This is a genomic window from Rhodococcus sp. PvR099, from assembly GCF_017833315.1.
In the GTDB taxonomy this organism is placed as follows: Bacteria; Actinomycetota; Actinomycetes; order Mycobacteriales; family Mycobacteriaceae; genus Rhodococcus_G; species Rhodococcus_G oryzae.
Window position 1 is genome coordinate 312,058 of record NZ_JAFIBV010000001.1, and the last position, 14,602, is coordinate 326,659.

Annotated in this window: 11 protein-coding genes; 3 read left to right on the top strand and 8 right to left on the bottom strand. The window is 70.1% G+C overall.

Translation table 11 applies throughout. The annotated features are described in order from the left end of the window. Positions 1-404 precede the first annotated feature (404 nt). Positions 405-1,805, top strand: a complete 1,401-nt coding sequence (locus JOE46_RS01570) for a 3' terminal RNA ribose 2'-O-methyltransferase Hen1 (protein ID WP_209926026.1) — start codon at positions 405-407, stop codon at positions 1,803-1,805. Then, complete coding sequence (locus tag JOE46_RS01575) at positions 1,802-4,336, top strand: polynucleotide kinase-phosphatase (RefSeq protein ID WP_209926028.1); 2,535 nt, start codon at positions 1,802-1,804, stop codon at positions 4,334-4,336. Before JOE46_RS01570 ends, JOE46_RS01575 begins: the two co-directional genes overlap by 4 nt. A gap of 71 nt (positions 4,337-4,407) precedes the next feature. On the opposite strand, the gene yaaA is transcribed toward JOE46_RS01575, so the two are convergent. Next, on the bottom strand, positions 4,408-5,148 hold the full coding sequence (gene yaaA / locus JOE46_RS01580; protein ID WP_209926030.1) for a peroxide stress protein YaaA: 741 nt from the start codon (positions 5,146-5,148) through the stop codon (positions 4,408-4,410). A gap of 83 nt (positions 5,149-5,231) precedes the next feature. On the opposite strand from yaaA, the gene JOE46_RS01585 reads away from it, so the two are divergent. Beyond that, positions 5,232-6,977 (top strand): proline--tRNA ligase, encoded by a 1,746-nt coding sequence (locus JOE46_RS01585; protein ID WP_097212745.1) that lies wholly within the window; start codon positions 5,232-5,234, stop codon positions 6,975-6,977. Positions 6,978-7,008: 31 nt separating this feature from the next. Here JOE46_RS01585 and JOE46_RS01590 read toward each other — a convergent pair whose 3' ends face one another. From JOE46_RS01590 to JOE46_RS01620, 7 genes are all read right to left on the bottom strand, one after another. After that, on the bottom strand, positions 7,009-7,566 hold the full coding sequence (locus JOE46_RS01590; protein ID WP_209926032.1) for a hypothetical protein: 558 nt from the start codon (positions 7,564-7,566) through the stop codon (positions 7,009-7,011). A gap of 72 nt (positions 7,567-7,638) precedes the next feature. Then, on the bottom strand, positions 7,639-8,463 hold the full coding sequence (locus JOE46_RS01595) for an SDR family NAD(P)-dependent oxidoreductase (protein WP_097212747.1): 825 nt from the start codon (positions 8,461-8,463) through the stop codon (positions 7,639-7,641). Continuing rightward, a complete protein-coding gene (locus JOE46_RS01600) occupies positions 8,460-10,067 on the bottom strand; it encodes an AMP-binding protein (protein ID WP_245220893.1) in 1,608 nt (535 codons plus the stop codon). Before JOE46_RS01600 ends, JOE46_RS01595 begins: the two co-directional genes overlap by 4 nt. Positions 10,068-10,075: 8 nt before the next feature. Continuing rightward, entirely contained in the window at positions 10,076-11,602 is a 1,527-nt protein-coding gene (locus JOE46_RS01605; protein ID WP_245220894.1) for a succinic semialdehyde dehydrogenase, read from the bottom strand. A 4-nt stretch (positions 11,603-11,606) separates the two neighbouring features. Then, positions 11,607-12,197 carry a TetR/AcrR family transcriptional regulator gene (locus tag JOE46_RS01610; protein ID WP_097212750.1) on the bottom strand — a complete coding sequence of 197 codons (591 nt, stop codon included), beginning with the start codon at positions 12,195-12,197 and terminating at the stop codon, positions 11,607-11,609. Positions 12,198-12,218: 21 nt separating this feature from the next. Next, on the bottom strand, positions 12,219-13,565 hold the full coding sequence (locus JOE46_RS01615; protein WP_209926038.1) for a cytochrome P450: 1,347 nt from the start codon (positions 13,563-13,565) through the stop codon (positions 12,219-12,221). A 9-nt stretch (positions 13,566-13,574) separates the two neighbouring features. Next, positions 13,575-14,507, bottom strand: a complete 933-nt coding sequence (locus JOE46_RS01620) for an oxygenase MpaB family protein (RefSeq protein ID WP_209926040.1) — start codon at positions 14,505-14,507, stop codon at positions 13,575-13,577. Positions 14,508-14,602: the final 95 nt, after the last annotated feature.

The following is a 14,602-nucleotide window of genomic DNA, read 5'->3' on the forward strand; positions in this document are numbered from 1 at the left end:
GGGGTGTGGCGTACGGGAGTGCTCACCGATCGGACCGACGCTCCGGCGGTCTGGTGGTTTCTCGCGGCGATGGTGGTGACGGTCATCGGGACGTGGGGATTCGGCTTGGCGATCTGGCGCTATGTCTCGGCGCGGACATCGCACACGAGATCGGTGCTATGGGGGGCCGGCTTCGTGATGTGGGCCGGGGGAGTGTGGTTGCTCTTCCATAAGGCGGCGAGCCTGGGGTCCGGCGGCGCTGTCATCGTCGCAGTCGCCACGGGCCTGTGGAGCTGCGCATATATCAGGCCCCGCCGCCCACCCCCTGTCATGCGGTACTCCTTTCGGGAGTAGGAGACGCGCAGCCGCCGCAACCCGCCGACCGTCGCGACGGAAAGTCGCTCGACACCGCCGGTAGTGTCCGAATGGTGCTGTTCACACTGACCGCGACCGCGACTGGCGGCTTCCCGGATGCGTCGGACCTCGGCTACCTCCTGCACAAGCATCCCGATCGGGTGCAGACGTTCGAGTTGTCGGTGGGGACCGCGACCGTGCTCTATCCTGAGTCCTCGCAGTCGAGCTGCACCGTGGCGATGATCCTCGACGTCGATCCAGTCGATTTGGCGCGCAGCAAGTTCCGGCGGGGCAGTGACGGTTTCGCGTTGGGGCAGTACGTCAACGACCGACCGTATGCCGGGTCGTCGATGCTGGCGGTGGCGATCTCGCGAGTGTTCAAATCGGCCCTCGCCGGGACGCTTGCATCGCGCCAGGAACTTCCGCTGACGGCCCTTCCGCTACGGGTCACCATTCCGGCGATGCCGGCCAGGGGCGGCGCAGACCTGCCGGGCCGGCTCTTCGGGCCACTCGGCTGGGACGTCATCGCGGAGCCGCTCCCGCTGGACGAGACCATTCCGCAGTGGGGTGACTCGGCATATGTGAGCCTGACGCTCGTCGGCACGCAGACGTTGTCCGCGGCGCTGCGACACCTCTATGTCCTGCTGCCGGTGCTCGATGACGTCAAGCACTACTGGGTCGGCGAGGAGGAGGCCGACAAGTTGGTTCGGATGGCGGGGGAGTGGCTGAGCGGCCACCCGGAAGCCGAGCTGATCGCCTCGCGCTACCTCGCGCACCGACGTGAGCTGGTGGCGTCCGTCGTCGATCGGCTGGTCGAGGACGCAACCACGGAAACAGGTGATGTGCTGGCGGTCAACGCCGGCCTCGCGAACCGGCGTCAGGACGCGGTGATCGCGACGCTCGAGGACCTCGGTGTTGCGCGGGTGGTCGATGTCGGCTGCGGTGAGGGAAAGATGTTGCGGGAGCTGCTCGCCCGGCCTGCCTTCACCAAGATCGTCGGCGTCGATGTCAGCGACAGCGCGCTGCGTAAGGCGGAACGCAGGCTCGGGCTGGCCGAGCTGTCGGACCGTCAGCGGGAGCGGATCTCGGTGCTCCAGTCGTCGGCCACCTACCGAGATCCACGCCTGAGGGGGTATGACGCGGTGGTGTTGATGGAGGTGGTCGAGCACGTCGACGAGTCGCGGCTGCCGGCGCTGGTGCGGTCGGTGTTCGCCGACATGCACCCGCGGGTGGTCCTGGTGACCACGCCCAACGCCGAGTACAACGTGCTGTATCCGAATCTCGAGCCGGGCACCTTCCGGCATCCCGACCACCGATTCGAGTTCAGCCGAACGCAATTCGAGGCCTGGGCAGCAGAGGTCACGTCCGCACACGACTATGACGTGAGCTTCACGGGGATCGGCGATGTCGACGGAACCCGTGGCGCGCCCACCCAGATGGCCGTGTTCATCCGACGGGAGGTTTCGGCATGAGTGTTCTCGAGATACCCGAGCCGTCGTTGGTCGTGCTCATCGGGATCAGCGGGTCGGGGAAGTCGACCTTCGCGGCCGAGCATTTCGGCGCGTACGAGGTGATCTCGAGCGATCACTGTCGCGGATTGGTCAGTGACGACCCGAATTCGAAGGAGGCCACCGTCGATGCGTTCGAGGTCCTCGAGTTCATCGCCACCAAGCGAATGCGCGCCGGGAAGCTGACCGTCATCGACGCGACGAGCGTCCAGCCTGCGGCCCGCAAGAAACTGATCGACCTCGCCCGCTCCCAGGATGTGCTGCCCGTGGCGATCGTGCTGAACCTGCCCGAGCAGGTGTGCGCCGAGCGCAACGCTGCCCGGGGGGACCGAGGGTTCGATCGCAGCGTCCTGCGACGTCAACACCAGCAGCTCTCGCGGTCGATGCGCGGGTTGGCTCGTGAGGGTTTCCGCACGGTCCACGTCCTCGATGGGGTCGAGGACGTGGCGTCGGCGCGGATCGTCCGGCAGCCGTTGCGGAGCGACCGTCGCGATCTGCCCGGGCCGTTCGACGTGATCGGGGACATCCACGGCTGCCTCGGCGAGCTCGAAACCCTGTTGGGTGCCCTGGGATACACGGTGCGGCGGGACGAGCAGGGTAGGCCGGTGGATGCACTTCCGCCTGCCGGGCGCACCGCGGTGTTCGTGGGCGACTACGTGGACCGTGGCCCCGACTCGCCGGGTGTGCTGAGGCTGGTGATGGGTATGGCCGCGGCCGGTCACGCGCTGGCACTGCCGGGCAACCACGAGAACAAGCTCGTGAAGGCGCTGCGCGGCCAGAAGGTCAACGCCACTCATGGTCTCGACCGCACCCTCGAGCAGCTCGCGTCCGAGTCCGAGGAGTTCCGCCGCGCCGTCGCGGACTTCTGCGACGGGCTGGTCGCGCATCTCGTCCTCGACGACGGGCGGCTGGTCGTCGCCCACGCGGGCCTGAAGGAGGAGTACCACAATCGCGCGTCCGGTCGGGTGCGCAGTTTCGCGCTCTACGGCGAGACCACCGGTGAGACGGACGAATTCGGTTTGCCGGTCCGCTACCCGTGGGCAGAGGACTATCGCGGCGACGCGATGGTGCTGTACGGGCACACGCCGGTGCCGGATGTGCGGTGGCTCAACAACACGGCCTGCCTCGACACCGGGTGCGTCTTCGGCGGCGCGCTCACGGCGATGCGCTACCCCGAGCGCGAGGTGGTCTCCGTTCCGGCCGATCGGGAGTGGTATCCGCCGGCCAAGCCGCTGCACATGCCGGAGCCCGATCCGCAGGCCCTCGACATCGAGGACATTCTCCGGGTCGGGGGAGTGGATACCGCGCTGCGCGGACGGATCACGATTCGGCCCGAGAACGCGGCGGGTGCGCTCGAGGTGATGAGCCGATGGGCGGTGGCGCCGCAGTGGCTGCACTACCTGCCGCCGACGATGGCGCCGTGCGCGACCTCGTCGCGACCCGGTCTCCTCGAGCATCCAGCCGAAGCCTTCGCCGAGTACCGAAAAGCGGGGGTGAGCGAGGTGATCTGCGAGGAGAAGCACATGGGTTCGCGGGCGATCGTGATGGTGTGCCGCGATGCCTCGGTGGTGGCCGCGCGATTCGGCGTCACGGACGGCCTGTCCGGGATGGTGCATACCCGAACCGGTCGGCGCATGTTCGACGAGGAACAGACCGAGCGCCTGGTGACCCTCGTCGCGGAGGCCGTCGGGGACGCCGGGCTGTGGGAGGAGCTCGGCACCGACTGGATGCTCCTGGACGCGGAGCTGCTGCCGTGGTCAGCGAAGTCCGAGGGGCTGCTCCGGTCGCAGTACGCCGCGGTGGGTGCGGCCGCGCGCGCCGACCTGGCGGGCCGTAGATCGGTGCTCGAGGCCTCGGCGGAGCGCGGACTCGACGTCGGGGATCTCCTCGAGCGGGTGAACAGCAGGGCGGCCGACGTCGCGCGCTACACCGATGCCTACCGGCGATATGTCTGGCCGACCGACGGCCTGGACGGCGTGCGGGTGGCGCCGTTCCAGGTCTTGGCCACCGAGGGCGCCGGTCACAGCGATCGCGATCACGGCTGGCACCTGGCGATCGCGGACCGGCTCGTGGCGGCGGCACCGACCCTGTTCACCACGACCCGGCGCGTCGTCGTCGACACCGGCTCGCCGGAGTCGGAGGCCGCGGGCATCGCCTGGTGGGACGAGCTGACCGGCGCAGGCGGCGAGGGCATGGTGGTCAAACCGCTCGCCAACGGGGCGCAGGCAGGCGCTCGTCGCGTTCAGCCCGGCATCAAGGTGCGTGGCCGCGAATACCTGCGACTGATCTACGGTCCGCACTACACCGAGAAGGAGAACCTGGAGCGGCTGCGCAACCGAAACCTGGGGCACAAGCAGTCGATGGCGCTGCGCGAGTACGCGCTGGGCATGGAGGCGGTCGACCGACTGGTCAGGGCCGATCCGCTGTGGCGGATCCACCAGGCGGTGTTCGCCGTGCTCGCCCTGGAGTCGGAGGCGGTCGATCCCCGGCTGTGAGCCGCCTTCCGCACCTGTGAGCGATGTGTACCCCCATCGGGGTGAAACACGCGCACGGGCGCCGGAGGCGCCTACGTCAGGATGATCAGTTCCCGCTGGGAGGCGATCTCGACTCGCAGCCCGGCGTTGGCCGCGACCTTGGCGACGCCCTTGACGTCGGACGGCTCCGCACGGGAGACCACCAGCGCGCGGGCGAGCAGGCCCTTGTGGTGCTTGTTGAAGTGGCTGACCACCGAGCGGCTGCCGTCCGGCTTCTCGGTGAGCACGGTGGCGATCACAGCACCCGGCACCGGGCCGAGCTGCTGGTAGGTGCCCGAGCGCAGGTCCACCACCAGGCCGTCGGCCTCCGCCTCGAGAGCCGAGGTCAGCTCGGGCTTCCAGACCGACTGCAGGGTGCCCATCCCGGGCAGCTTCGAGCCGCCGGAGAGCCGGTAGGCCGGGATCGGGTCGCCCGCGCGGACCACGCCGAACAGTGCGGAGCCGACCGCGAGGCGGGTCAGCGCCTTCGCCTTCTGCACGCGGGTGAACGACTTCGCGTCGAGGGCGTCGAACAGCACCCCCGTGTAGCGTTCCAGGGCCGGTCGCGTCGGCGAGGTCCACAGCGCCGCGTTGCGGGCGATCTCGTCGGACTGCCCCGCGCTCAGCCCCAGCGCGAGGCTCGACGCCTCGGCGTCGGCGGCCAGCTCGACGAGCGCGTTCACCAGCACCTCGCGGGTCGCGGTGAGCTTGGGCAGCGACAGCTCGCCCAGGTCGAGGGGGGCGCCCTTGCCGCCGTCGGACTTGGTCTCGGAGGGGGGAAGCAGCACCAGCACGAGCGGTAACGGTACCGGGCGGGCCGCGCACTGAGGGACCGGGCGGCACCGCCGCCGTGGCGTTCCGACTATCCTGATACCCCGTGATCACCCGCCTGTCTCAGCTGTTCCTTCGCACGCTCCGCGACGACCCGTCCGACGCCGAGGTCGCCAGCCACAAGCTGCTCGTCCGCGCCGGCTACGTGCGGCGCATCGCGCCGGGCGTCTACTCCTGGCTGCCGCTGGGCCTCCGAGTGATGCGCGAGGTCGAGCGGGTCGTCCGCGAGGAGATGGATGCCATTGGCGCGCAGGAGATCCTGCTGCCCGCCCTGCTCCCGCGCGAGCCCTACGAGACGTCGAACCGCTGGACCGAGTACGGCGCCAGCCTGTTCCGGCTCAAGGACCGCAAGGGCAACGACTACATGCTCGGCCCCACCCACGAGGAGCTGTTCGCGCTCACCGTGAAGGGCGAGTACAACTCGTACAAGGACTTCCCGGTCACCCTGTACCAGGTGCAGACCAAGTACCGCGACGAGGAGCGTCCGCGTGCGGGCATCCTGCGCGGCCGCGAGTTCGTGATGAAGGACTCCTACTCCTTCGATCTCACCGACGAGGGCCTGGAGGCGTCCTACCAGGCGCACCGCGACGCCTACGAGCGCATCCTGCAGCGGCTCGGCGTCAAGTACGTCATCGTCTCCGCGACGTCGGGCGCGATGGGCGGCAGCGCCTCGGAGGAGTTCCTGGCCGAGAGCCCGATCGGTGAGGACACCTACGTCCGGTGCATCGAGTCCGGTTACGCGGCCAACGTCGAGGCGGTCAAGACCCTCGCGCCCGCGGCGATCCCGTTCGACGGGCAGCCCGAGGCCAAGGTGTACGACACCCCGGACACCCCGACCATCGAGTCTTTGGTCGACTGGGCCAACGGCGCCGACCTCGGAAAAGCGGTCACCGCCGCGGACACGCTGAAGAACATCATGGTCAAGACCCGCGTGCCCGGCGGTGAGTGGGAACTGCTCGCCATCGGCATCCCGGGCGACCGTGAGGTCGACGAGAAGCGCCTCGAGGCCTCGCTGGAGCCGGCCGAATACGTGCTGATCACCGAGACCGACTTCAAGAACAACCCGTTCCTGGTCAAGGGCTATATCGGCCCGAAGGCGCTGCAGGCCAACGGCGTCCGTTACCTCGTCGATCCCAGGGTCGTCGACGGCACCAGCTGGATCACCGGCGCCGACGAGGAGGGCAAGCACGTCGTGGGCCTCGTCGCCGGCCGCGACTTCACCCCGGACGGCACCATCGAAGCCGCCGAGGTGCGCGACGGCGATCCCTCGCCCGACGGTGCCGGGCCGCTGGTCGCCGCCCGCGGCATCGAGGTGGGCCACGTGTTCCAGCTCGGCCGCAAGTACACCGACGCGTTCGGCGTCGACGTGCTCGGCGAGAACGGCAAGCCGGTCCGCCCGACCATGGGCTCCTACGGCATCGGCGTCTCGCGGCTGGTCGCGGTGATGGCCGAGCAGCAGCACGACGACAAGGGGCTGCGCTGGCCGGCCGAGGTGTCGCCCGCCAACGTGCACCTGGTGATCGCGAACAAGGACGATGCGGCCCGCGAGGGCGCCGAGGCGCTCGCCGCGGAGCTGGACCGCGCCGGACTGTCGGTGATCCTCGACGACCGCAAGGCCTCGCCCGGCGTGAAGTTCAAGGACTCCGAGCTGCTCGGTGTGCCGCTGGTGGTCGTCGTCGGCCGTGGGTTCGCCGAGGGCAACGTGGAACTGCGGGACCGCTTCACCGGGGAGTCCCGTGAGGTGCCCGCCGGGTCTGCGCTCGACGAGGTGCTCGCCGCCGTCCGCGGCTGACGCACGAAACAAGCAGTACCGGACCGGGCCGTCAGCTGACGGCCCGGTCCAGTGCGTTCAGGCGGGCGTCCTCCGCCGCCACCCGGCGCCGCTGCACGCTCACGTGGGCGACCGCGGCCACCGCGGTGGCCGCGACGACCGCCGACAGCACCCAGCCGGCGTCCGGTGCGTGCTGTGAGAAGACGGCGTTGAGCGCGACGAAGCCGCGGAAGCCCCCGATGCAGAAGTAGGCGAGGGCGCCTGCGGCCACCCAGCGGGCCTGCAGCGCGGGGACGTTGACCAGCGGCCTGCGCGGTTCGAGACCCAGTTGGGAGCGTCGCAGGGACTCGCGGGCCGCGGCCCGGTCCTGCGCGGTCGCGCGGGTGGCGAGCGGGACGACGAGCACGGCGGCGCAGGCGAGGACCAGTGCTGTCTCACCCGTCGGTCCGTTGCGCACGGCAACCGCCGCCAGCGCCAACAGCCCGACCGCCAGTGCATACGTCCGGACCCGGGCCCACAGGTCCGCGCGCAGCGCGGGATCGCGGCGCAGTCGCCGGTAGCCGAAGTATCCGGCCGCGCCAACGGCCAGCAGTGCGACGGCGGTGAACATCCGGAAGCGGTCCCTCGGCTCGAGTGGTGATGCGGTACTGGATGCTCTCACACACCGCGGCGGCGTCCCGATCTACGTGGACCCGCCGCGGATTCGTGCGTCGTAGGCGGCGCGACCGGAGTCGGTGTCCAGGAACACCCGGTCGAGCCCGGTCGCGCGCCGCAGCAGGCGGGCGAGCGGACGCGGGAAGAGCGGCCACAGCAGGGCACCGGACAGCCGGCGAGGGACGACCGCCCGGCGCCTGCCGGACCGCAGCGTCGCGACGACCGCGTCGGCGACCGTCTCCGGCGGGATCGGGGTGAGCAGTCGGCCGGGGTGGGTGCCGTCCAGCAGCGCGGTGTTCGTGAACGACGGCAGCACCGTCGACACCCGCACCCCGGCGGCGGACAGTTCGGCGTCTGCGGCGTCGCCGAAGCAGAGCACCGCGGCCTTGGTCGCGTTGTAGACGGCCATGCCGGGGACGGGTATGCAGCCGGCGATCGAGGCGATGTTGACGATCCGTCCGCCACCGGAAGAGGCCATCGCCCGTCCGGCGGCGCGGGTGCCGTGCAGGACACCGCGCAGGTTGACGTCCACCGCCGTGTCCACGATGGCGTCGTCCTGATCGAGCAGCGTGCCGAGCGGCATGATGCCTGCGTTGTTCACCCATCCCCACGGCCGACCCAGTCCCGATTCCACCTGGGCGAGAAACGATGTCACCGACTGGGGATCGGCCACGTCCAGCACGGCGCCGAGCACGCCGAGTTGCCCGGCCGTGCGGATCACCTCGGCCTCGTCGATGTCGCCGATCGCGACCAGGGCCCCGGCGGCGCGCAGCGCGGTCGCGGTGGCGCGGCCGATGCCGCGGGCCCCGCCGGTGACGACCACCACCCGGCCGGTCAGATCGATGCCCCTCATCTGTGCTCCTCCTGCAGTTCGTCGAGTGTGTGGCGGGTGAGCTTGCCCGTCGAGCTGCGCGAGAGACGCTCGACGAACACGATCTCGCGCGGCATCCGCGACCGGGGCAGTTCCGCGGCGAGGTATCGGCGGACCGCCTGCTCGTCGAGCGTGTCCCGACCGGCGGGGGCGTCGGCCCGGACGAGATACGCGCGCAGCCGATGCCCGAACTCGGCGTCCGGTACCGGGGTGACGGCGGCGTCCGCCACGTCAGGATGCGCGAGCAACGCCATCTCGAGCTCCTCCGGGAAGACGTTCTCGCCACCGGAGACGATCATGGCGTCGGAGCGGCCGGCCACGTACAGGCGTCCGGCGGCGTCCAGGTGGCCGCGGTCGCCGGTGTCGAGGAACCCGTCGGGATCGCTCTTCCTGGTGCCGTCGGTGTACGCGTCGATCTGGCCCGGCGTGCGCACGAGGATCCGGCCCTCCGCACCGACCGCTGCGCTCGTGCCGTCCGCGTCGGCGATGCGGACGACGGTGCCACGGGGCGGGAGTCCCGCGCAGTCCGGGGCCACGGCCAGGTCCTCCGGTGTCGCGATGCTGATGTACGAGGCCTCGGTGGAACCGTAGAGGTTGTGCAGCACCGGGCCGAGCGCCGCGGTGACCTGGGCGACCAGGGCGCCGTCGAGCCGGGCGCCGCCGCTCGCGACGATCCGCAGCGCGGACAGGTCGGCCGCGGGAATCGCGTCACCGAGCGCCACCAGCCGACGCAGCATGGTCGGGACCGCCACCAGGGTGGAGCAGCGGTGCCGCTGCAGGTCCGTCAGCACCCGCGCGGCGTCGAACCTTCGATGCAGCACCAGCGTCGAGCCAAGGGTCAGGGTCAGTGTCGCGACGATCAGGCCCCAGCCGTGGAAGACCGGTGCGGACAGCAGCACGCGCTCGCCGCCGCGTAGCGGGATCTTCGAGAGCAGCCCGGCGGGGACCAGCAGCGACGGTGCCTGCGAGCGCGGGGCGCCCTTGGGCAGCCCGCTGGTGCCGCTGGTGAGCACGACCAACGCCGGGGATCGAGCCGGCCGGGCCGGCAGCGCGGCGGACTCGCCGGTCATCAGGGCGGACATGCAGCTCTCCGCCCGGGCGTCCTCGGTCCAGGCGCACCACCGGGGGCCGTCGAAACCCGATGCCGCGGTGCTGAATTCCTCGTCGTAGACGAGCGCATCGAGTCGCTCGCGGGCGGCCACCTGGGCCACCTGGCGCGGGCCGAAATCCGAATTGAGCAGCACCACCCGGGCGCCCGCGGCCGACGCCGCGCAGAGGGCGACGACGGCATCGGCGTGGTTGCGGCAGAGGATGCCGATCCCCGGCCGCGGCGAGGCCAGCCGGGACGTGAGCGCGTGTGCCAGCCGGTGGGTGCGCCCCGCGAACTCGGCGAACGTCAGCTGGCCCCGGTCGTCCACGAGGGCGACCCGGTCGGGGAAGGCCGAAGCCCCGAAGGCGGGAAGACCGCCGAACGGCCCGAGCCGGGCGACCGCGCGGGCACCCGAGGCCAAGGCCCATGGGTTGCGCGGCACTGCCCCTGCCCGCCAGAGCGTGCCTGCGGCGAGCGCCTCGTCGAGGATTCGCATCGTTCTCCTCATGATCGGTGTCGAATGGCGAGCAGCGCACGGGTGCCCGCGTTCATCGCGCGGAGCAGGGGTCCGCGGAATCGGTCGGGGTAGGCCGTGGCGATGCGCTGGGTGGTGACCGTCTGCGGTTCGGTGTAGCGGACGACGCCCTCCCGGCCGTGCCGCCGCCCGGTGCCGCTGCTGCGCATCCCGCCCATGGGCGCGCCGAGCGAGGCGATCGCGGACAGGTAGCCGTCGTTGACGTTCACTGCCCCCGCGACCACCTGCGCCGCGACCCGGCGGCCACGCCGCAGGTCCCGGGTCCAGACGCTGGCGCTCAGGCCGTACTCTCCCTCGTTCGCGAGGCGGATCGCCTCGGCATCCGAGGTCACCCGGTACAGGGCGACCACCGGACCGAAGGTCTCCTCGGCGTAGACGGCCATCTCGGTGGTGACACCGGTCAGCACGGTGGGCTCGTGGAAGAACGGACCGAGGTCGGGCCGGGGCCTGCCGCCGGTCGCGACGCTCGCGCCCTTGGCCAAGGCGTCCGCCACATGGTGAAGGGTGAGGTCCAGTTGCCCTTGCGAGGTGAGCGAACCCATGTCCACGTCGTAGCCGTGTCCGGCTCCCAGCCGCAGTCGCGCGGTCCGTCTGACGAGCTCGTCGCGGAAGCTGTCGAACACCTTCTCGTGGACGTAGATTCGCTCGATGCCGATGCACATCTGCCCGGCATTGGAGAAGGCGGCCTGCACGGCGCCGCGGGCGGCGGCGCGGAGGTCGGCGTCCGCGCAGACGATCATCGGGTTCTTGCCGCCGAGCTCGAGCGAGGCCCCGATCAGGCGGTCTGCGCAGCGACGCGCGATCTCGCGCCCCGTCGTGGTCGAGCCGGTGAAGCTCAGGTGGTCCACCTCGTCGATCAGGGCGGGCCCGATCCGGCTCCCCGGTCCGGCGATCACCTGCCACGCGGCCTCGGGCACCCCCGCCCGCACCGCCAGGTGCCGCGCGTGCAGCAGGGTGAGCGGGGCCTGCGAGTCGGCCTTGCTGAGGACCGCGTTCCCGGCGAGCAACGCCGGGACCACGTCGCCGACGGCCAGGAACAGCGGGTAGTTCCACGGGGCGATCACCCCGACGAGCCCCTTCGGGCGGTACCCCACGCGGGCCGAGACGAGGCCGGGCACCGCGCCGAGCGCGCGCCGCTCGCCCAGGTATGCGCCGCCGCGGGCCGCGTAGTGCCGGGCCACGGAGACGACGCCCTGCACCTCGACGGCGGCGTGCACGCGGGCCTTGCCGGTCTCCCACTGCATGAGGTCGCACAGCCGGTCGTGGTCGTCGACCAGCAGCCGTGCGAACCGCGCCAGCACCCGCTGCCGATCGCGCACCGGTCTGGCCGCCCACGCGGGCTGCGCGGCGCGGCAGGCGAGCGCCGCTGCGGCCACCGACTCGGTTCCGGTCTGGGGAACGTCGGGGAGGGGCTCGCCGGTGAAAGGGGCCGTGGCCGAGGCGAACTCGGTGGACGGCGGCAGCTGGCGCAACAGCGCCTCGACCGACGCCGTCATGGTGTCACCACACCAGTCGGGCGAGGTACCTCTCGGCGTAGTGACGCACCGCATCGGGATCGGTGGTGTCCAGTCGGCCGTGCGGGTGCAGCAGCAGCGACATCGAGATCCGGATGAGGATCTCGGAGACCGAGAGCAGGTCGTCCTCGGGCATGGTCGCCCCACTGTGTCGCAGCGCGGCGGCCACCCGGGCGGCAGCGACCGCGATCGGTGCGCCCTCGGTGCGGGTGGTCACCTCGACCAGCATCTCCGGTTCGCTCTCGAGAATCCGGCCGAGTAGCGGAATCTCCCGCGTCAGAGCGATGCCCCGCGCAAAGCACTCGACCACGGCCCGTACCGGGTCCAGATCCCGGGCCAGGGCGTCGAGCTGATCGAAGAACAGCCCCGCTTCGCGCAACACCAGCACCTCGACCAGGGCGTCCTTGTTCGGGAACTTCCGGTAGAGGGTGCTGCGGCTGATCCCGGCACGCTTGGCCACGTCGTCCATGTTGGTCCGACGGATCCCGTAGCGCTCGAACTCGTCCCGGGCGGCGTCGAGCATCGCCTGCTCCGCGGGAGGTGCGGTCGGCGCGACGGGGGCGGGACGCGTGTTCATCGTGTGCCAGCATATCCGCGGTCACAGCGCCCGCAGCGTGACGGGCAGGTGGTCCTTCGGGACCGGCAGCGTGGAATTGTCGAGTTTCCAGGTGTAGTCGGCGGGTACCGACCACTCGTACTCGAGGAGCAGGTTGTGCATGATCGTCTTGATCTCCATCTGGGCGAAGTACAGGCCGATGCACTTGTGCACGCCGCCCCCGAACGGCATCCAGGCGTAGCGGTGTGACTTGTCCTCGGCGCGCTCGGGGGAGAAGCGATCCGGGTCGAAGTGCTCGGGATGCGTCCACAGGTCCGGGTTGTGGTGGTTGACCATGCCCACCGCGCTGACGTAGGTGCCCTTCGGGACGAAGTGCCCGTTGATCTCGGTGTCCTCCAACGCTCGTCGAGCCAGCCCCGGCACCGGGGAGTTCAGTCGCAGCGACTCCTTCATCACGGCGTCGAGCACCGTGAACTCGTCGAGGTTGTCGTAGTTGATCTCGCGGGGCAGCGAACGGGACTGCGCCCGCGCACGGTCCTGCCACTCGGGATGCTTGGCCAGGTAGTAGGCCATGGTGGTGAGGGTGATCGTCGAGGTGTCGTGCGCGGCCATCAGCACGAAGATCATGTGGTTGACGACGTCCTCGTCGGTGAAGGTGTGCCCCTCCTCGGACCGCGCATGGCAGAGCACCGAGAACAGATCGGGCGTCTCGCCGGATGCGCGTTTGGCCGGCAGGTGTCGATGGAAGAACTCCTCGAGCACGCGTCGCCCGGCCAGGCCCCTAGCCCACTTGGTTCCCGGAATGTCCTTGCGGATGATCGACATCCCGGCGTTCACGCAGTCGATGAAGGCCTTGTTGATCCGATCGGCCTCGGCGCGCGGCAGGTCCATCCCGAGGAAGATCTCCAGGGCCAGGTCCAGGGTGAGCGCCTTGAGCTCGTCCAGGACGAGCACGTTCTTGCCGGTCGGGAGTCGCTCGACCCCCTTGCGCAGCATCGGCTGCATTTCGTCCAGGTACCCGCGCAGGCGTTTGTTGTTGAAGGCCTGCTGCAGGATCAGTCGATGGTGGCGGTGCTCCTCGAAGTCCATCAGCAGGATGCCGCGGCGGAAGAACGGACCGATGAGGAAGCCCCACGCGGGTTCGGCGGCCAGCGCCTTCTGCCGGTTCATGGCCACCGACTCGGTGCCGTCCGCGGTGAGGGGGATGGCGAACTCGAGGCCGAACGCCTTGATGTAGGTGATGTCCCCGAAGGCCGCGCGGCGCTGGGCCACCAGCTCGATCGGATTGCGGAAGAAGCGGAGGAGTTCGATCACGCCGGGGTCGCCGGTGCCGTAGATCGGTCGGAGGCCGCTGCCTGCGGGTGGTGCTGCCAGCACTTTGGTGCGCACGGGGAACTCCTAGCGGGCGGTGGGGGCGGTGGGAACGTTCATCAGGGGGCGAGGGTCGATGCCGACCCGGCGCCAGGCGTCGTAGGCCCATGACAGGTACAGCGCGCGCAGGGGCAGCCGGTTGACGAGCGGGTTGATCCGGCGGGAGAAGGCAGCGAACCGCTGGAACCGCTTCTCCTTCTTGGCATCCCAGTCGAGGTCGCAGACCTCCCGCATCTGTGGGGGCAGCGTGCCGACGACGACGGTGCGGATGAAGCCGTTCAGGGGGGCCGACAGGAGTCGCCACACCGGTGCCGGGATCCGTCGGGGGCAGGGCACGCCCTTCCTGATGTACCCGGTGGCGTACACGATGGTGCGGGTCGGGACGAACCGGTCGAGCATCTGCTCCCAGTACTCGAGGAACTCCTCGTAGGTCTGCGGTTGACTGCGATCGCTCACCCCGTAGAGGCGGTACCAGGTCTTGCCCTCCTCGAAGATCTGGACCTTCTCCTCGTGGGACAGGCGCCGGACGAAGGTGTCGGTGACGTAGAGGACCTGGTCGACGAAGGTGGCGTGCGCCCAGTAGAAGAGCTCCGGGTTGAGCGCGTGATAGCGCGATCCATCGGCGACGGTGCCCTTGATCGGCTTGTGGAAGTCGCGGACGGTGCGGCCCCAGCGGTGCGGGTCCTCGCTGTAGACGGTCTTCATGATCGGGGGTCCGCTGCGCCGTGCCCGGCCGAGGGTGTCCGAGAAGATCACAGAGTGGTCCTCGACCGCCTTGCCGAGTTGTTCGATGCAGTTCTCGGTCCCGGCGATCCGCTGGAAGCCCAGCAGTCCGCGGACGTCGCCGTAGTACTTCCAGATCAGGGAATCGGGGCCGAGCCGAGGTGAGGTCGAGGCGATCTCGTCGTCGACCGGCATGGGGACGGCCTCGCGAATGGCGGAATCGAAGTCGAGCGGCATCGTGGGTTCCTGTCGGCTCTTGGACGATGAAACAAAACTGTGTCTCTGTTCCAGAACGTAGCAGCGAAGTGACCTGCGACACAAGGGGGTGGAAT

Bases quoted from the DNA above. Each gene is read 5' to 3' on its own strand.
- JOE46_RS01600 (WP_245220893.1), bottom strand. From the start codon at position 10,067: ATGCGAATCCTCGACGAGGCGCTCGCCGCAGGCACGCTCTGGCGGGCA.
- JOE46_RS01570 (WP_209926026.1), top strand. From the start codon at position 405: ATGGTGCTGTTCACACTGACCGCGACCGCGACTGGCGGCTTCCCGGAT.
- JOE46_RS01610 (WP_097212750.1), bottom strand. From the start codon at position 12,197: ATGAACACGCGTCCCGCCCCCGTCGCGCCGACCGCACCTCCCGCGGAG.
- JOE46_RS01620 (WP_209926040.1), bottom strand. From the start codon at position 14,507: ATGCCGCTCGACTTCGATTCCGCCATTCGCGAGGCCGTCCCCATGCCG.
- JOE46_RS01590 (WP_209926032.1), bottom strand. From the start codon at position 7,566: ATGTTCACCGCCGTCGCACTGCTGGCCGTTGGCGCGGCCGGATACTTC.
- JOE46_RS01605 (WP_245220894.1), bottom strand. From the start codon at position 11,602: ATGACGGCGTCGGTCGAGGCGCTGTTGCGCCAGCTGCCGCCGTCCACC.
- JOE46_RS01595 (WP_097212747.1), bottom strand. From the start codon at position 8,463: ATGAGGGGCATCGATCTGACCGGCCGGGTGGTGGTCGTCACCGGCGGG.
- JOE46_RS01575 (WP_209926028.1), top strand. From the start codon at position 1,802: ATGAGTGTTCTCGAGATACCCGAGCCGTCGTTGGTCGTGCTCATCGGG.